The 17,244-nt window shown below is 35.2% G+C and carries 20 protein-coding genes; 9 read left to right on the forward strand and 11 right to left on the reverse strand.

Going from position 1 to position 17,244, the window contains the following annotated elements:
- Nucleotides 1–96: 96 nt before the first annotated feature.
- Nucleotides 97–633 (forward strand): RNA polymerase sigma factor, encoded by a 537-nt coding sequence (locus tag NSQ89_RS12010; protein ID WP_341132654.1) that lies wholly within the window; start codon nt 97–99, stop codon nt 631–633.
- The gene (locus tag NSQ89_RS12015; protein ID WP_341132655.1) at nt 621–1,916 is read left to right on the forward strand and encodes a DUF4179 domain-containing protein; all 1,296 of its coding nucleotides are present in this window, start codon (nt 621–623) and stop codon (nt 1,914–1,916) included. The genes NSQ89_RS12010 and NSQ89_RS12015 overlap by 13 nt, the downstream gene beginning before the upstream one ends.
- A gap of 58 nt (nt 1,917–1,974) precedes the next feature.
- Here the strand turns inward: NSQ89_RS12015 and NSQ89_RS12020 are convergent, their stop codons facing one another.
- The 7 genes from NSQ89_RS12020 to spoIIM all read right to left on the reverse strand — a co-directional run bounded on the left by NSQ89_RS12020 (nt 1,975) and on the right by spoIIM (nt 8,369).
- Complete coding sequence (locus NSQ89_RS12020) at nt 1,975–3,285, reverse strand: pyrimidine-nucleoside phosphorylase (protein WP_047940311.1); 1,311 nt, start codon at nt 3,283–3,285, stop codon at nt 1,975–1,977.
- A 165-nt stretch (nt 3,286–3,450) separates the two neighbouring features.
- Nucleotides 3,451–4,272, reverse strand: coding sequence for a purine-nucleoside phosphorylase (locus NSQ89_RS12025; protein ID WP_144544859.1), 822 nt, complete (start codon nt 4,270–4,272; stop codon nt 3,451–3,453).
- Between the two features lie 12 nt (nt 4,273–4,284).
- Entirely contained in the window at nt 4,285–5,469 is a 1,185-nt protein-coding gene (gene deoB, locus NSQ89_RS12030; RefSeq protein ID WP_047940309.1) for a phosphopentomutase, read from the reverse strand.
- Between the two features lie 271 nt (nt 5,470–5,740).
- Nucleotides 5,741–6,634, reverse strand: a complete 894-nt coding sequence (xerD, locus tag NSQ89_RS12035) for a site-specific tyrosine recombinase XerD (RefSeq protein WP_047940679.1) — start codon at nt 6,632–6,634, stop codon at nt 5,741–5,743.
- 4 nt (nt 6,635–6,638) lie between these two features.
- Nucleotides 6,639–6,869 carry a YqzK family protein gene (locus NSQ89_RS12040; protein ID WP_047940308.1) on the reverse strand — a complete coding sequence of 77 codons (231 nt, stop codon included), beginning with the start codon at nt 6,867–6,869 and terminating at the stop codon, nt 6,639–6,641.
- A 222-nt stretch (nt 6,870–7,091) separates the two neighbouring features.
- Nucleotides 7,092–7,556: a ferric iron uptake transcriptional regulator gene (gene fur, locus NSQ89_RS12045; RefSeq protein ID WP_047940307.1), complete on the reverse strand. Its 465-nt coding sequence runs from the start codon at nt 7,554–7,556 to the stop codon at nt 7,092–7,094.
- A gap of 147 nt (nt 7,557–7,703) precedes the next feature.
- The gene (spoIIM, locus tag NSQ89_RS12050) at nt 7,704–8,369 is read right to left on the reverse strand and encodes a stage II sporulation protein M (protein ID WP_047940306.1); all 666 of its coding nucleotides are present in this window, start codon (nt 8,367–8,369) and stop codon (nt 7,704–7,706) included.
- A gap of 153 nt (nt 8,370–8,522) precedes the next feature.
- Between spoIIM and NSQ89_RS12055 the strand changes: the two genes are divergently transcribed.
- Nucleotides 8,523–9,080: a GNAT family N-acetyltransferase gene (locus NSQ89_RS12055; protein WP_251687695.1), complete on the forward strand. Its 558-nt coding sequence runs from the start codon at nt 8,523–8,525 to the stop codon at nt 9,078–9,080.
- A gap of 38 nt (nt 9,081–9,118) precedes the next feature.
- On the opposite strand, the gene NSQ89_RS12060 is transcribed toward NSQ89_RS12055, so the two are convergent.
- Together NSQ89_RS12060 and NSQ89_RS12065 are read right to left on the reverse strand one after the other, a co-directional pair.
- A complete protein-coding gene (locus tag NSQ89_RS12060) occupies nt 9,119–10,285 on the reverse strand; it encodes an endonuclease Q family protein (protein ID WP_047940304.1) in 1,167 nt (388 codons plus the stop codon).
- Between the two features lie 2 nt (nt 10,286–10,287).
- Entirely contained in the window at nt 10,288–10,836 is a 549-nt protein-coding gene (locus tag NSQ89_RS12065; protein WP_341132656.1) for an NUDIX hydrolase, read from the reverse strand.
- 90 nt (nt 10,837–10,926) lie between these two features.
- On the opposite strand from NSQ89_RS12065, the gene mciZ reads away from it, so the two are divergent.
- The 4 genes from mciZ to NSQ89_RS12085 all read left to right on the forward strand — a co-directional run bounded on the left by mciZ (nt 10,927) and on the right by NSQ89_RS12085 (nt 13,473).
- The gene (gene mciZ, locus NSQ89_RS12070; RefSeq protein WP_047940302.1) at nt 10,927–11,067 is read left to right on the forward strand and encodes a Z-ring formation inhibitor MciZ; all 141 of its coding nucleotides are present in this window, start codon (nt 10,927–10,929) and stop codon (nt 11,065–11,067) included.
- Nucleotides 11,068–11,138: 71 nt separating this feature from the next.
- Nucleotides 11,139–12,050, forward strand: coding sequence for an aldo/keto reductase (locus NSQ89_RS12075; RefSeq protein WP_341132657.1), 912 nt, complete (start codon nt 11,139–11,141; stop codon nt 12,048–12,050).
- 519 nt (nt 12,051–12,569) lie between these two features.
- On the forward strand, nt 12,570–12,806 hold the full coding sequence (locus tag NSQ89_RS12080; protein WP_047940300.1) for a DUF3977 family protein: 237 nt from the start codon (nt 12,570–12,572) through the stop codon (nt 12,804–12,806).
- Nucleotides 12,807–12,915: 109 nt separating this feature from the next.
- Nucleotides 12,916–13,473, forward strand: a complete 558-nt coding sequence (locus tag NSQ89_RS12085) for a cysteine hydrolase family protein (protein WP_341132658.1) — start codon at nt 12,916–12,918, stop codon at nt 13,471–13,473.
- 73 nt (nt 13,474–13,546) lie between these two features.
- Here the strand turns inward: NSQ89_RS12085 and pdxR are convergent, their stop codons facing one another.
- Nucleotides 13,547–14,959, reverse strand: coding sequence for a MocR-like pyridoxine biosynthesis transcription factor PdxR (gene pdxR, locus NSQ89_RS12090; protein ID WP_341132659.1), 1,413 nt, complete (start codon nt 14,957–14,959; stop codon nt 13,547–13,549).
- A 107-nt stretch (nt 14,960–15,066) separates the two neighbouring features.
- Between pdxR and NSQ89_RS12095 the strand changes: the two genes are divergently transcribed.
- Both NSQ89_RS12095 and fosM read left to right on the forward strand, forming a co-directional pair.
- Nucleotides 15,067–15,507, forward strand: coding sequence for a GNAT family N-acetyltransferase (locus NSQ89_RS12095; protein ID WP_047940297.1), 441 nt, complete (start codon nt 15,067–15,069; stop codon nt 15,505–15,507).
- A gap of 159 nt (nt 15,508–15,666) precedes the next feature.
- Entirely contained in the window at nt 15,667–16,086 is a 420-nt protein-coding gene (fosM, locus tag NSQ89_RS12100) for a FosM family fosfomycin resistance protein (RefSeq protein ID WP_095322337.1), read from the forward strand.
- Nucleotides 16,087–16,167: 81 nt separating this feature from the next.
- On the opposite strand, the gene NSQ89_RS12105 is transcribed toward fosM, so the two are convergent.
- A complete protein-coding gene (locus NSQ89_RS12105; RefSeq protein ID WP_341132660.1) occupies nt 16,168–17,145 on the reverse strand; it encodes an HD domain-containing protein in 978 nt (325 codons plus the stop codon).
- Between the last annotated feature and the right edge of the window lie 99 nt (nt 17,146–17,244).

The raw sequence follows: 17,244 nt of genomic DNA on the forward strand, positions 1-17,244 counted from the left end.
GGTGTCTTTTTGTTGTCCTGAAAATATTTATATATTAAATACAAAAAAATGAACTTTTTAAACGATAAAATACTCTTATAAGCGAGAGGTGAAGACATGAATGATGAACAACTTGTACAGAAGGCAAAAAAGCGGAATAAAAAAGCCTTGCTTCAATTAGTGATGCAGCAAAAAGACGATTATTATCGTCTAGCATATTCCTATATGGGGAATTCTCATGATGCGATGGATGCAATGGAAGAAATGATCATCATCTTATATGAGAAAATTGCTCAGCTCGAAAAAATTGAATCTTTCTATAGCTGGAGTAAAACTATCTTAGTGAATATTTGTAAGGGGAAATTAAAAAAGGAACGTAGAGAAATAGTTATGGATGACTTAGAGCAGCACAATCTTTTACATACAACCGATCCCTATAAATATTCAGTAGAAACACTAGACATTGTACAATTATTAACAAAATTACCCCCAGTCCAAGCGGAAGCAATCAAGCTAAAGTACTTTCACGATTTCGATAATGAGACGATTGCCAGCATCATGAAAGTATCTACCGGCACAGTAAAATCCAGAATACACAATGGCTTAAAACGATTAAAGAAGATATATGGAGGGGAAGACAAGTGGAATCTTTAGAGGATAAACTACTAGAGGAAAAAAAGAAAATCGCAGAAATAACAGCTCCGCCAGAATTAGAACAGCGACTAAGCAAAGCACTTTTTGATAAAAAAACAAACTCCCCTAACCTAAAGAGATGGTTTCCCTTATCTGCTGCTGCAATAATTCTATTAATTTTTATGACGTATCAATCAAGTGCATTGGCTTATTACGGCAAAAAACTGTTAGGATTCGATACCATTATGAATCAATCCTTAAAAGATTTAAATGAAAAAGGATTTGGGCAAAATATTGAGAAGTCCTATCTATTAGAAAATGGTACTGTATTAACAATCAATGGACTTATGTCCGATGAAAATAGATTGGTTGTTTATATTACATTAGAAAATAATAAAGGCTTGCCAAATGATCTAGATCACATTTTTTCACCAAGGAACATTACTGGCTTTTTTACAAATGCAAAAATGAATAGCTCCGTTTTTGAAAAAAATGATGACAAAACAAAAATCACGGGAATATTAAATTTTGATCCCATTAATGCTTTTTCGAAAAAGCTCCAGCTGCACTATGTTTACTGGAAAGATGATGAAACAATGGAAGGTACAACTGATATCTCCTTTCCCTATAATCATAAGGAAGCATTACAAACAAAAATGAAGCAATCTATCAATAAAAAATGGAATGTAGATAAAGGTACTATTCATTTTAAAAGAATCACAGCTACTCCTACTCAAACGGTTATAGAAGGCACGTTTCATGTCGACAATTATGACCGGCTCAATCATGGTTTTAATGGAGTAGAGCTAGTCGCAAATGGTCAGCCTCTCTCCCAAGAAGGCTTTACTACTTCTTCATCCATTAACAAAAACAATACATTTTCGATTGAATATGATGGCCTTCCAGAAGATATCCATTCACTCGAAATTCTCATGAAAGACTTTATCGGTTATAAATCGATAAATAAATCCATTGCGCTTACAGGGAAAGAAGAAAATAGAGTAATACCATTAGAGAATGATGAAGTAACTATAAAGAAAATCCAGTTAAATGATATGCTATCAATAAGTATCTCCTCGAGTGATTCTGTTTTATTAGATAAAGTAAGTATTATCAATGAAGAGCAAGAAAGAATTCCTTTAAAAACAACAACCAATCACCAGTTGATAACTAACAAGGATGGAACAATTAATAATGAGCGATCATTGCTATTTGACACAAAATCTCGGCCGCTGGAACTGCATATTGGCGGATTGCATTATGTGAAAGAATACAATAAAACTTTAGCTATTCCTCTTCAATAAAGAAAGCAAAAGACTCACAAATGATCAGCTATTAGCTTCAATCGTGAGTCTTTTCTTCTTATTCTGTAATTATTTCATAAATTAGCGTAGGAGCTTTTACTTCATTTGGTGAAAGCTTAATATTTTCATCCAATTTTTTTATTACATCGTCTACTTCTTCAGTATTGCTATAAATCGTAACGAGTGATTCGCCAGCCTCCACTTTATCTCCTATTTTCTTGCGTAAAACTAAGCCTACCGCCAGATCAATTTCTGAGTCTTTTGTTGCTCGGCCAGCTCCTAATAACATAGCAGCAGTCCCAATGCTGTCAGCTGTTATTTCTGCGACATAGCCTGATTCTTTTGCTGGAAGCTCCGTAATAAATTTAGCTTTAGGTAATAAATCTGTTTGATCCACAACAGAAGCATCTCCACCTTGGGAACTTAAGAAAATTTTGAACGTTTCGAGCGCTTTGCCATTATCTATTACCTCTTGCAGCATTTCTCTCGCTCTATCCGTTGATTCTGCCTTTCCAGCTAAATAGACCATATGACTGCCTAAAGTTAAACATAGTTCCGTCAAATCTTCTGGTCCATGCCCCTTTAATGTATCAATTGCCTCTTTTACTTCTAGTGCATTTCCGATTGCATATCCTAAAGGCTGACTCATATCAGAAATAACAGCCATTGTTTTCCTGCCCACATTATTCCCTATTTGCACCATTGCTTCAGCAAGCTCTCTAGATGCATCCAATGTTTTCATAAATGCTCCAGCACCTGTTTTCACATCTAAGCAAATGGCATCTGCACCTGCTGCAATTTTCTTACTCATGATACTGCTGGCAATCAATGGAATACTGTTAACAGTCGCGGTTACATCTCGTAAAGCATATAACTTCTTATCAGCAGGAGTGAGGTTCCCACTTTGTCCAATAACCGCTAATTTATTCTTATTTACTAGGTCAATAAACTCCTCTTTTTCTATTTCCACATGGAAACCTTTTACTGATTCTAATTTATCAATGGTTCCACCAGTATGACCGAGTCCTCTTCCACTCATTTTCGCCACTGGAACACCTACTGATGCCACTAATGGTCCCAATACTAATGTGGTAGTATCGCCAACTCCCCCAGTTGAATGTTTATCCACTTTAATTCCTTCAATGGCAGATAAATCAATGACATCTCCTGAATGAACCATTGCCATTGTTAATTCAGCACGTTCAGCTGCTGTCATATCTTGAAAAAATACAGCCATACTAAATGCACTCATTTGATAATCAGGAATCGTTCCATCTGTATAGCCTTTAATAATAAAAGAGATTTCTTCTTTGGATAATTCTAAACCGTTCCTTTTCTTCTCAATTAAATCGACCATTCTGAATGCCATAATTTGAATTCTCCTTCATATGTATGGAATTTTTTTCTTTAAAATTGCAAAAATTCAAGTCAAATTACTGCTTTTTTTAATTTTTTGATTTATGTAAACGGTGTAAAAATATATCTGTCTAAAGAGTTACCGGTAAATCAGTAACTCTTTAGGATGAAAACTTCATTATGCACCTATATGTTTAATTAGCTCTTTCACATATTGCAGGAAATTTGCTTTTACCTTTTCTGTTGTTTCGATTACTTCTTCATGATTCAGTGGTTGATCTAGAATACCTGCAGCCATATTAGAAATACAAGAAATCCCTAATACTTTCAGACCTGCATGACGAGCGACTATTACTTCCGGAACAGTCGACATCCCCACTGCATCGCCGCCTAATACGCGAAGCATTCTTACTTCTGCTGGCGTTTCATATGATGGACCTGTGTTTCCCACATAGACACCCTCCTGAATACTCAGTCCAATACTGCTTGCGACCTTGCGTGCTGTATCACGCAGATTTCTGCAATATGCTTCTGACATATCAGGGAATCTCACCCCTAACTTACTGTCATTTGGTCCGATTAATGGATTGGTGCCCATATTATTAATATGATCAGAGATTAGCATTAAATCACCAGGTGCAAAGTTTTCATTCACCCCGCCTGCAGCATTGGTTACAATTAATTTTTCTACTCCTAATTCCTTCATAACGCGAACTGGGAAAGTTACTTTATCAAATGTATACCCTTCATAAAAGTGGAAACGACCTTGCATTGCTACCACTTCGATTCCCTTAATTGTACCGAATACAAGTTGTCCAGCGTGACCTTCTACTGTTGATACCGGAAATTCTGGAATTTCTTCATAAGGTATTTTTACTGGATTTTCGATTTCCCCTGCAAGAACGCCTAAGCCTGAGCCTAGAATTAAACCAATTTTAGGTGTTTTCGCATATTTTTGTTTTAAAAAATCAGCTGATTGCTTAATCATCGTATAATTCATTTTTTATTCCCCTTATATTAAGTCATTTAAGAAGCTTGTGCCATGCTTTGGCATCTTTACGCTGAAATTATCTGCTACTGTTGCTCCAATATCAGCAAACGTTTTACGTAGCGGCAGCTCTTTCGGTTCCTTTAATGATTTGCTATATACTAATAATGGTACATACTCTCTTGTGTGATCTGTTCCATGATGGATCGGATCATTTCCATGATCAGCGGTAATGATTAATAAATCATCTTCCTTCAGTAATTCCAATACTTCTGGCAGTCTAGCATCATACTCTTCTAATGCCTTTCCATAGCCAATTGGGTCTCTTCTATGTCCAAATAAAGCATCAAAATCTACTAAATTTAAGAAGCTTAAACCTGTAAAATCCATTTTTAGTGTGTCAACTAGTTTGTCCATCCCATCCATATTGGAGACGGTTCTCAATGATTTTGTCACACCTTCTCCATCATAAATATCAGAGATTTTTCCAATAGCAATACTCTCAATTTGATTATCTTTCAATTCATTCATTACAGTTCGATCAAATGGCTTTAGAGCATAGTCATGACGATTTGCAGTACGTTTAAAGTCGCCTGGCTCGCCAATAAATGGTCTAGCAATAATACGACCAACCATATATTTCTCATCGAGTGTCAATTCTCTTGCTAATTCACAAATACGATACAATTCATCTAAAGGAACAATGTCTTCATGTGCAGCAATTTGCAGCACAGAATCTGCTGATGTGTAGACGATTAAAGCACCAGTCTTCATATGCTCTTCGCCTAGCTCATCTAGAATTTCTGTTCCACTAGCTGGTTTATTTCCAATGATCTTGCGTCCAGATTTTTCTTCGATTTCATTTAATAGTTCATCTGGGAATCCTTCCGGGAATACACGGAATGGTGTCGCAATGTTTAGACCCATTATCTCCCAGTGTCCAGTCATGGTATCTTTTCCGTTTGATGCTTCTTGCATTTTTGTATAATAAGCAATTGGAGTATCAGCCCGCTCAACACCAGCAATTTCCTCAATATTACTAAGACCTAATTTCGCCATGTTCGGCATATGAAGACCATTCATTCTTTGAGCAATATGCCCTAATGTATGTGCTCCTTCATCATTAAATTTTTTCGCATCAGGTGCCTCGCCAATCCCTACAGAATCCATTACAATTAGGAAAACACGATTATATTTATATGTAGACATCTTTTTCCTCCTTTTACCATTTCATTTAACCCTATTTTGTCCTACTATATGTATCTTTATTAACCATAAAAATTATAGCATAATCGTCAGAAGTCTGACATCTTTTTCAAAATTGTTATCTTTCACTTTGGAAAAATAAAAATTGTTTTCTATTTTCTTCTTCATTATACCTTTTTTCATATAAAAAGAAAAAAGAACACTGTTCAAGTTTGCTGACAGTGTCTTTTTCTCCTTACTATTTACCCTTTTAAAAAAAACTATCTCCCGCCCACTAGGCACGAGGATGAAATTGACTATATACATCTTTCAATCTAGTTTTTGTTACATGGGTGTATATTTGAGTTGTCGAGATATCAGCATGACCGAGCATTTCCTGCACCGCTCTTAAATCAGCACCATTTTCTAATAAATGAGTTGCAAACGAATGTCTTAATGTGTGCGGTGTTATTTCTTTTTCAATATGGGCTTCCTTCCCTAAACGCTTTAAAATTTTCCAAAAGCCTTGTCTTGTTAATCGATTGCCATGGTGATTTAGAAACAAGGAATGCTCCGTGGATTTCTTTTGGTTTAAAAATGTTGGTCTCCCTTGATGCAAATAATCCTTCAATGCCCTCGTAGCTGCTCCGCCAATAGGGATGATTCTTTCTTTGTTCCCTTTTCCGATACAGCGGATAAACCCCATTGTAAGATGAACATCATCCATATTTAAATTGATCAACTCACTCACACGGATTCCTGTTGCATAGAGAAGCTCAAGCATCGCTTTATCTCTGAGTCCATAATGGTCATTTTTATGAGGAAAATCAAGCAGTGCTTCTACTTCCTCCATGGATAGAACTTTAGGCAATGTTCTTTCTGCCTGCGGTGTTTCAATATGTACAGTTGGATCCTCTTCAAGCACACGATCCCGGAATAAAAATTGATGAAATGCACGAATAGATGCTATATGTCGTGCGATTGTTTTAGAGGACTTTCCTTGGTCCTTTAAAAAACCTAAAAAGCGAATAATGTGGGAACGCTGTATTTCTTTGAGATTACATTGTTCTACATTTTTCATATATTTTATATAGCTTTTTAAGTCTCTTTCATATGATACAAGTGTATTACTCGCTAAACCCTTTTCCACTAATAAATAATGTATAAAATCTTTTAATTGATCTTCCATAGGACTATTCCCCATTTAAGTAAAACAGGAATATTCGATCCCTCCATGAATATTTTTCTGTTTCCAGACTATTATCTGCATTCACCTTGATGGCAGAACCTGATGGCTCATCATAGCGATGTAGTTGTTGATATTCTTGATTAAACCAAACGATTGCATAATAAAAAAGAATCGTACATCCTGTAAATAGGAGAAATACTTTTAGTGTATTTATAATTGCTTTTGTCCATCTCATCCAAAATCCCTCCATAACTTCTATAATACAAGCTATGCCAGATTGGACATTTAATATACCTAATGGACCTATTATTCTTATTATAATAGAAATAAATATTATTTAAAGCGTTAAATTCCCCCTTCGTTTTCATTTGATATCCTATGAATATGTGATAAAGGTAACATTCCTTCTTTGAATTAGTAAATAACAAAAATAAAAAACCTTCTCAACTGAAAAGGTTTATTCTGCGGATGAAACATCCTCGTTTTTTTCCGTGCAACGATGACAAATACCATGAAATGTTAGACGATGATCTTTAATTTTAAAATTCCAGTCACGCTCTACTAATTTCTCTACATCTCCTAGTAAATCTTCTTGAATTTCATCCACTGCTCCACATTCAATACATACTAAATGGTGATGAAAGTGGGCTGCACCTTCTTGTCTCAAATCATACCTAGAAACACCGTCACCAAAATTTATTTTATCAACAATTTTCAATTCCGTAAGTAGTTCAAGTGTGCGATATACGGTTGCCAATCCAATTTCAGGAGATTTCTCTTTAACGAGTAAGTAAACATCTTCTGCACTGAGATGGTCTTCTTCATTTTCTAATAATACTCGAACTGTTGCTTCCCTTTGGGGAGTTAATTTATAGCTCGAAGAATGCAACAGCTTTTTTATTCTATCTATTCTACTTTCCATTCCGAAAGTCCCTCCCTAGCCACTGTCCATCTCATTATAACAGAAGTAGGAAAAGAATCCTAATAAAAATTATTATAAATAACAATTAATAATAATTATTAATTTATAATGACTATCAACGATAATGAATGAAGCAGCACCCCTCTATTAAAAAGGGATAGTAATAATAATAGATTGTACCATATTAATGACAGCTTTCATTAATAATGGCGAAATATATGCCTCTACTGCAGCAGCAATGCCGATTACTATAAAGGCCATTATTAGAAGAATAGTATATCTAGCAAACAGCGGCAGCATTGGTTCTCCCTTTTTCTTCATAAACTGCTGGCGAATCATTTTAAAAGAGAATGCTACTGATAGTGTAGCAGAAATTATAAAAATTGGAATAACAATTAGATTTTGCGGCAGAACCGACACAAAAGATAGTAGAAATCCATGCCATCCCATTTGATTTACTAAAAAGCCAACTGTGAAACCAACTACCATTCCTTTAATAAATAGTAGAATTAAAATAATAGGCAATCCTATGATCGAAATACCTAACAGCCAAATAAAACCAATATACTTACTATTATGCGAAAAGCTTTGAAAAAACAAATCTTTGCTGTCCGCTACTTGTCCATTCGAAACCTGTCCAAAAAACTGTGTTAAATAATAATAGAGATCTTCCTTTTGGGAGAGAGACAAACTATTCACTACAATTGCACCAAAAATAACCCCCATTAAAAACAATACAATGATAAATAAGTAAATTGAGGAATGATCGCGTATATGATTCACTAGGATATTCTGATATTTTTTCTTTTTCATTGCCTTTCCTCCCGCCAAGTCTGTTAGTTAATGTTTATGCAAAAAAAAAGGGCATATGACTATAAATCTATTATTAATAGAAATGAAAAAATAATAAGATTATTATATTATTGATTATAGAGATAGATAGATTAACAAATTGAGGTGAGTGTTTTGAAACCAGTATTAATCGATTTACCAGAAACGATCGAAACAGAAAGGCTAGTCATACGCCCCTGTATGCCAGGAGACGGCAAAGATGTATATGAAAGCATTCAGCGGTCTAAAGAAGACTTTAAACCTTGGATGAGTTTTGCCAATCAGGAGCAAACACTAGAAGAAGTGGAAGCAGGCGTACGAGAATCATATGCCAAATATATTTTAAGAGAAGATATTCGATTACATATTTATTTAAAAGCAACAAATGAATTTATTGGATCAACCGGTCTACATTCAATCGATTGGAAAGTCCGCGTGTTTGAAATTGGCTATTGGTGTGATTCAGCTCATACAGGAAAAGGCTATATTACCGAAAGTACAAAAGCATTAATAAAGTTCGCACAAAGTACTCTTGGGGCTAATCGTATTGAGATACGAGTAGATTCCACCAACATGAAAAGCCGTGCTATCCCAGAAAAACTCGGCTTCTCATTAGATGGAATTTTGAAAAATGAGACACTAAGTGCCGATACAGAAGAATTAAGAGATATTTGTCTTTATTCTTTGACATAATGAAGAAATCCCACAAATGATTATGTGGGATTTTGATATTACTTATCTACTCTGACCTTGCCGTATTTGCCGCCCCCGCCAACTTGCAAGTCTACCATTCCCGTCCTTGCTGCAACAATATAATCTGCCACTTTCTTTGGCACAATCTCCACTAGTTTTTCATAGGGGGCTTCATGAATGATTTGCATTTCAGTTGAAAAATAATCGAGTAATTTTTGCAGCGTTTTTTTTCCTAATCCAGGTATATATTCTAACGGTATTTGATGAATATACGGAGGTCTACTAGGTGCACTGGCTGCATCTTTTAAATCGCTAATCCTTGCTGCCACCCCTTTTACCCATTTATGACTTCCGCATTCTGTGCAGATCCCTGTCGTTTCCGAGAATGGAGCATAGCATTTCATGCAAACTGTTTCGTGATATTTACCTAATTTCGGATCTAATCCATAATTGGCAATGATTTTTCTACCGTCTTCTTGATGAAGTACTTTTGCAAATTCAGCAAAAGAAGCGTCCTCCATTTCCATGACCTGATATTCCCGAGCCATTTTTTCTAAAGAATGAGCATCAGAATTGGTTATAAATGAAAAAGAATGTAATTCTGCGATTTGGTCTGCCATCTCGGTATCAGAACTCAAACCAAGCTCAATCCCATCAATCATTTTCTCGTCAAAAACTTCTTTAAAGGAACGATTAACTCCGCTACCATATAAACTTTTAAACGGTGTGAAGACATGGGCAGGAACGAATAGTCCATTTAATTCCTTTACTTTATACTGTAATTCTTTTCCACTGATATAAAGGCGCTGCGAGCTTAATGTTACATTTTTCATATGGTGAGAAATCCAATTAGAAAATTCCCTCATTTTAGCCAACGTCGGTAGATAGCATAGCACATGAATAGGACCCTTACAGAAAGAATCATATATTTCGAGCTCTGAGCCAAGAATAATCGTGATTTCTTCCATTCTCACCCCACCATCGGCTAATTCCAGCATCTTCCCTTGTGCTATTAACTCCTCCATTTCCAATATTACCTCAGGAGAATGGCAATCAATGATCCCAATCATATCAAGACCTTTTTGCTTACTGGCATATTCTATGATTGCCGTTAAAGTTAAGTTTCTTGATGCTGTTATTTTTACCGGTTTCCCGCTCTTTGTTCTACCAATATGGATATGTAAATCAGTGTAATACGAATTCATTTTTACTCCTTTAAATTTGCAATTTGTAAATATTGTACCCCAAAAATCGTTTTAGCATCAAAAATACGCTTTTCTTTGATAAATTCCAATGCCTCATCTAGTGTAATTTCTAGTACATTCACAAACTCATCTTCATCAAGTCCTGCTGCATTTTCTTTTTGCTTTAATCCTTTTGCCACATATACATGAATAATTTCATCAGCAAATCCTGGGGAAGTATAGAATGAGCTTACCAATTCTAGAGATTCACATTCATATCCCGTCTCTTCTTCTAACTCTCTTCTAGCACAAAGAGCTGGTTCTTCGCCTTTTTCTAATTTCCCAGCAGGAATCTCCACAATTACTTTTTCAAGCGGCTTTCTATATTGTTCTACCATAACTAGTTTATTATCATCCGTTATCGCTATTACAGCAACCGCGCCTGGATGCTTTACAAGTTCTCGCGTGGACGTTTTCCCATTCGGCAATTCGACCTCATCCACTTGAACTTGAATGATTCTCCCGCTATAAATATGCTCTGTTTTTAATGTTTTTTCTTCCAATGTACTCATTTGACACACTCCTGTTCTATTAAGCCAAAGCTCTGACATATAAATTATTATACTTCATTTCTGTTCAATGGAAAGGATTGGGGGAAGCTTTTGAAAGTATATATTCAGGAAAAAGGAATTATTTTATCAGGAAAGGCTTGGGAAATCCGCTATATTCTTAAAAAATACCAAACGGAATTTACTTATGTAAAAGATTGGATAAACGCAAATGCTGACAGCTCTCAAAAATAAGCCATATTCTTTGTGAATAAACAGCATCTTTCGTACAATAAGAGATATCTTTAATGGAGAGGTGTTCAATTTTGCAAAAGTCTCAATTAGGCAATTCTAACTTATTTGTTTCCAAATTAGGTCTAGGCTGTATGAGTCTCGGTACCGAAGAAAAAACTGCTTTCCCAATTTTAGAAGCAGCACTTGAAGAAGGAATTAATTATTTTGACACAGCAGATCTATATGATCAAGGAAAAAATGAGCAATTGCTCGGTCAGTTTTTCAAGAATAATCGCGAAGATGTCATTCTTGCTACAAAGGTAGGCAATAAGTGGGAAGAAGGAAAAGAAGGCTGGGTTTGGGATGCAAGTAAAGCCTATATTAAAGAACAAGTAAAACAAAGCCTAAAGCGCCTTGGCACAGATTATATTGATTTATATCAGCTGCACGGAGGCACGATGGAAGATCCAATAGAGGAAACGATTGAGGCATTTGAAGAATTAAAAGAAGAAGGATTTATTCATTATTATGGTATTTCCTCCATTCGTCCCAATGTCATTCGCGAATATGTGAAACGTTCTTCAATTGTTTCTGTCATGATGCAATACAGCATTTTGGACAGACGGCCTGAGGAAGAAGCACTGCCATTACTTGCCAAAAACAATATTAGTGTTGTCACTCGCGGACCGGTTGCAAAAGGTCTTTTAAGTCCTAAATATCGGGAAAAACTATCGGAGAAAGGCTATTTAGATTATTCTCGAGAAGAACTGACAGAAGTATTACAAACACTGGAACAGAAATTCTTAGATAATCGTACACTTACAGAGGCTGCCGTGCAATATAATTTAGCTCATCCCGCTGTCGCTAGCATCATCGCAGGAGCAAGCTCAGCAGAACAGCTTCGCGCTAACGCAAAAGCAGTTAACAGTGCCCCTCTATCTGCGGATGAAATAGCATTCATCAAAAAGATTTCCAAAGCATCTGTTTATGAAGCACACCGTTAATTAGGATAGGTGTTTATTTCGGAGCTTGTTCCCCGAATGGTTCATGGAATTTTTCTATGAACCATTTTTATGATGGATGAATGCTGATATTACTCACTGTTTTTGAAAGGTGGGGCTCATCTTGGTTATGAACGCTAGTTTTGAGCTCTGTCTCTTGAATAATGGTTTTCATCTTGCCTATGAACACCTTTTTTGTACTCTATCTATTGAATAGTGGTTTTCATCTCGAATATGAACACCTTTTTTGGGCTCTATCTATTGAATAGTGGTTTTCATCACGATTATGAACACCTTTTTTGGGCTCTATCTATTGAATAGTGGTTTTCATCTCGAATATGAACACATTTTTTGGGCTCTATCTATTGAATAGTGGTTTTCATCTTGCTTATGAACACCTTTTTTTGGGCTCTGTCTCTTGAAAAGCGGCGTTCATCTTGGTTATGAACGATGATTTTAACACCAATATATTATTCTTATCGAAATAACACCTTAACTAAATAGTAGAAACGAGGAATCACTTTGAAATACATAGAATTTGGTATAGGCAACAAATGGCTTATACGAACAGAAACAGAATTACAAGATGGAACAGAGTTTGAGGAAAAAGGAATAAAGAGACCTATTAAATTTCAATCATTATATACTAGAATTTGGGTTGGAAAAACAGTGCTTATTATCGACTCAAAAGAAGGATTTAAAAAAGCTACTAAAAATAGAAAATCCTTCAAATTAATACTTGGAATAAAAAGCCTCTAAAAGTTTATTTAACCTTCCTTAATCTCCAAAAGGAAAATCTCTCCACAATCGCGAATATAATATCGTAGTTAAAAAGCTACTACTATTCTTGTTTAAAGGGGTTTTTCGATTGAATCAAGCATTATTAATTATTGATGTACAACAAGAGCTGGTTGAAGGAAATGCGGAAACAAAAGGAGTCTATAACAAACAAGGTTTATTAGAAACAATCAATTTAGTAATAAAGAAAGCTATTGAATCAGGGATAGAGATCATTTTTGTAAGAGATAAAGATGTTGCAGGAGGAAAAGGACCTGGATTTGATATTCACTCCGATATAAATGTCCCTCGCGAAGTTAAAATCTTTGATAAATATGCAACCAATGCGTTCTATGGAACAGGTTTATTAGAGTATCTACAGGAAAAAGAAATGCGCCATCTTGTTATTATGGGTTGCGAAACTCCTTATTGTATTGATACAGCGGTCCGAACAGCAACGGTTAATCATATGGATGTCACGCTAGTTGGGGATGGCCATTCCACAACTGATTCTTCTATCCTTTCTGCCGAGACCATTATAAAGCACCACAATACAATATTGCATGGCCATTATAATGTCGATCATTTTTCCATAGTTCGCAATTCTGCCGAGGATTTGTTTACACCTACTCATGATACATATCGATAATTTTCTCGCAAGAATAATCTAAAATTCCTAAACAAAAGTCATCTTAAAAATGGCTTTTGTTTAGCTAATTTCATTAATCACTCCCGATCTCCCAAGCACTTCTCAGTAAACCAATACCCTCTTCCATTTCTGTGTCTGTTAATCCCCCATACCCTAAAATTACTTTTGGATTACCTGTATAGCTTTTCTCAAAGTAATACATGGAAAGCGGATATACCTTAACTCCACAGGTCAATGCCTTTTCTATTAATTGTGTTTCTGTCCACTCAGTATGAACTTCTAAAACAATATGAAGGCCAGCATTTTCTCCAATCACTTTTACAAATCCACCTAAATGATGTTGAATCGTTTGCAGTAATACTTGGCGCTTCTTTCGATATAATGTTCTCATTTTATTTAAATGACTATTCCAATGGCCCTCTTTAATAAAACGATATAAAGTGTCTTGGTGCATGCGAGAAACTGTCTGTTTATACACGGTAAAATCTTTCCTATATATAGAATATAAAGATTTTGGGAGGACAGCAAAGCTTATGCGCAGAGATGGGATTAAGGATTTTGAGAAGGTTCCTAGATAAATAATCCGATTGTTCTTGTCTAGTCCTTGAAGTGCCGGAATCGGCTTTCCTTTGTAGCGATACTCCCCATCATAATCATCTTCTATTATATAACCGCCGTTTTTTTCTGCCCATTTAAGCAATTCTAATCGACGTGTAATAGGCATAATCATTCCATATGGAAACTGATGAGAAGGCGTTACATAAGCAATATTTGCTTTACTCTCATTCAATTGCGAAACATTCATGCCATTTTCCTCAACCGAAATTGGTAAAACTTTAATCCCCATATCTTGTAAAACAACTCTAATTCGATGATAGCCCGGATTTTCAAGGGCGTATGTTTTATCCCTTCCGATCAATAAACCAATTAACCCAATTAGCATTTGCGTACCTGCACCAAGAATAATGTGGTCGGGATGACAGTTTACGCCTCTTGTCGCATATAAGTGTTTAGCAATCTGCTCTCTTAAATTAAATTCCCCTTGTGGATCTCCATTCGAAAACCAGAAGTTTTGGTCTTCATATATCGATTGCATAGAAAGTTTTCTCCAAGTAGTATAGGGAAAATAGCTACTATCGACATTTCCTGAATTAAAGTCTATTTTCACAGGCTTTGCCTGTTCCACCTTTTGCTTTTCCTTATTCTCTTCTGTATCGAACCGATTTCGAAATTCTTCATCAATAGTTAATACAAATAATCCTTTTCGCGGAATACTTTCCACATATCCTTCTGCACAAAGTTGATCATAGGCCGATTGGACTGTGTTTAAACTAATTTGCAAATGTTCCGCCAGCTTTCTTTTCGATGGCAATTTTTCATTCGGTGAAATATGTTTATTCATAATTTCTTGTTTAATAAAATCCGCTAACTGCATATAAAGGGGCTTACCACTATCCTTCTGTAAAATTGGTGTTAATTCTAGCATTAGTCTCCACTCCTTCCCTTCAGCTGATACCTTTAAAAAGAACAATTCTGGCACTTTAGATTATACCAGATTGCCATTACATTAGAGATAGAAAGGGAGGAATGGATATGTTAAATGACCAATTACTTATTAAAGAATTAACTTCTGAAGCAGAATGGGAAAAAGCTTTTCCTGTTATGAAACAATTGAGAACGCAATTAAATTTGGATACTTATCTTACATTAGTGTCAGAGTCTGTTCAAAAAGAAGACTACCGTTTGATTGCACTTTATAATCAGAATGAAATTGTCGCCCTTTGTGGGTTTATGCCTATGATAACCTTGTATAACGGCAAATTTATCTGGGTATGCGAATTAATTACAGACAGCAAGCATCGGTCGAAAGGATATGGAAAGGTATTATTAAACTATGTTCATGAGTGGGCTGTCGCTAATGACTATCCTATCGTGTCTTTATCCTCTGGTTTACAGCGAATCGATGCCCATCGCTTTTATGAAGAGAAAATGGAATATGATAAAGTAAGCTATGTTTATCTGAAAAAAATCTAATGGAAAGTAAAAGAGACATTTGCTGCTTAAGGAAATGTCTCTTTTATCGTTACTAAAAAAACACTCATAAATAACTAGTATCCTTTTAATATATTGTATTACTATTAAAAAAGGAATTATTTAAGCTTTTAACAAATTATAATAACAGGAGGGATTACAATGATAAATGGACTCAATCACTTGTTATTTTCTGTTTCTAATTTAGAAAAATCTATTCTTTTTTACCAACAGGTTTTTGATGCAAAATTGCTAGTAAAAGGTCGTTCTACCGCCTATTTTGATTTAAGTGGAATATGGTTAGCCTTAAACGAAGAGAAAGAGATTCCAAGAAACGAGATTCACCATTCTTATACACATATTGCCTTTTCGATAGAGGAAGCTGACTATGATAAAACATTAAAAAAATTAGAGCACCTTAATGTTTCCCTTCTCGATGGCAGAGAAAGAGATGAAAAAGATAAAAAATCAATCTATTTTACTGATCCTGATGGCCATAAATTCGAATTTCATACCGGAACATTAAGTGACCGCATCCATTACTATAAAACCGAAAAACCACATATGACTTTTTATGAATGACCTATACAGGGATTAACCATTAATTTAAGAATCATGCAGTAAGTCAGAGGAAAAAATAATAAAAAACTGATCATCAAACCCTTACGCTTCTATCACTTTTACATAAGCACCTTTCTTCGCTTTTTGCAAAGCTGCATGATTCATCCCTTGAATTTTTTGCGAAAGGCTTGAAGCACTTATTAGTTTATTTCGGCAGAAAATTAATGGGTCAATAAGTCGAACCTTATTCTTTAAATGGATATCAAAATCCTCTTCATCTTCGATTACTTTCACACTGGGATGGAGCTTATTCCATAGCATTTGGAGCTCCACATTCTTGGCTGTACTTATTTTATGAATTAACTCCTTATCCTCCCCTAAAAAAGCGGAAAATTGTATGATGCTATGAGCTAAAGCTGCTTTTAAAACTTTTGTTAACTGGTCATATCCATAAATATTTAATGGATGCATGAAAAAATCGATGACCTCTTTGTAATAGGTTTCAACAAACCATTCTGCCGAATCGACATGTTGTAAACACATTTTCCCTTCAACTATTACAACATTTTCTAAAAACCCCTCTACTTCCTTTAACGATATTTTTCCATATGTATACATATCCCGTAATGTATAGTCCACACCATCGGCACATAATTCTGGTGCAGGCTGCTCCAAAATCGTCCATTTAGAATCGTCTCCGATTATTTTCTCATAGTCATAATGATATTTTTCTAAGATTATCGGTATTTCAGAATCCTTTATCACAGAAAGAAATATTTCCTCATGATAATTCTCATTCTGTTTATCTAAGACAAAGTCAATAATATGGGAAAAGGCAGTATGAGACACATCATGCAATAAACCAGCAATTTGTTCCTCTATCGAACCTCCAAGCTTTCGGATTAAAAGCATAACCCCAATTGAATGCTCATAGCGCGTTACATTCCAGTTTTCATTTACTAAATAACTTGCTCCACCTTGATGAATTCCTTTTAATCGCTGGATTAGCTTACTTTCTATTAATTCTATTAAAACTTTTTCTATCTCAAAATTCCCGTACAGTTTATCAGATATTAGCAAAATTATTCTCCCTCTTATTAAATGTAAAAATACAACTTTTTTCGAAAAATTACATACACTTCCAATAATTGTATAGTAAAGTATACATATAAAGTTTCA

Source organism: Niallia sp. FSL R7-0648, assembly GCF_038007005.1.
In the GTDB taxonomy this organism is placed as follows: Bacteria; Bacillota; Bacilli; order Bacillales; family Cytobacillaceae; genus Niallia; species Niallia circulans.

Bases quoted from the DNA above. Each gene is read 5' to 3' on its own strand.
- NSQ89_RS12065 (WP_341132656.1), bottom strand. From the start codon at position 10,836: ATGAGTACATTGGAAGAAAAAACATTAAAAACAGAGCATATTTATAGC.
- fur (WP_047940307.1), bottom strand. From the start codon at position 7,556: ATGGAAAGTAGAATAGATAGAATAAAAAAGCTGTTGCATTCTTCGAGC.
- NSQ89_RS12020 (WP_047940311.1), bottom strand. From the start codon at position 3,285: ATGGCATTCAGAATGGTCGATTTAATTGAGAAGAAAAGGAACGGTTTA.
- pdxR (WP_341132659.1), bottom strand. From the start codon at position 14,959: ATGCTAGAATTAACACCAATTTTACAGAAGGATAGTGGTAAGCCCCTT.
- spoIIM (WP_047940306.1), bottom strand. From the start codon at position 8,369: ATGAAAAAGAAAAAATATCAGAATATCCTAGTGAATCATATACGCGAT.
- NSQ89_RS12095 (WP_047940297.1), top strand. From the start codon at position 15,067: ATGTTAAATGACCAATTACTTATTAAAGAATTAACTTCTGAAGCAGAA.
- NSQ89_RS12040 (WP_047940308.1), bottom strand. From the start codon at position 6,869: ATGAGATGGACAAAAGCAATTATAAATACACTAAAAGTATTTCTCCTA.
- fosM (WP_095322337.1), top strand. From the start codon at position 15,667: ATGATAAATGGACTCAATCACTTGTTATTTTCTGTTTCTAATTTAGAA.
- xerD (WP_047940679.1), bottom strand. From the start codon at position 6,634: ATGGAAGATCAATTAAAAGATTTTATACATTATTTATTAGTGGAAAAG.
- NSQ89_RS12025 (WP_144544859.1), bottom strand. From the start codon at position 4,272: ATGAATTATACGATGATTAAGCAATCAGCTGATTTTTTAAAACAAAAA.
- NSQ89_RS12060 (WP_047940304.1), bottom strand. From the start codon at position 10,285: ATGAATTCGTATTACACTGATTTACATATCCATATTGGTAGAACAAAG.
- deoB (WP_047940309.1), bottom strand. From the start codon at position 5,469: ATGTCTACATATAAATATAATCGTGTTTTCCTAATTGTAATGGATTCT.
- NSQ89_RS12010 (WP_341132654.1), top strand. From the start codon at position 97: ATGAATGATGAACAACTTGTACAGAAGGCAAAAAAGCGGAATAAAAAA.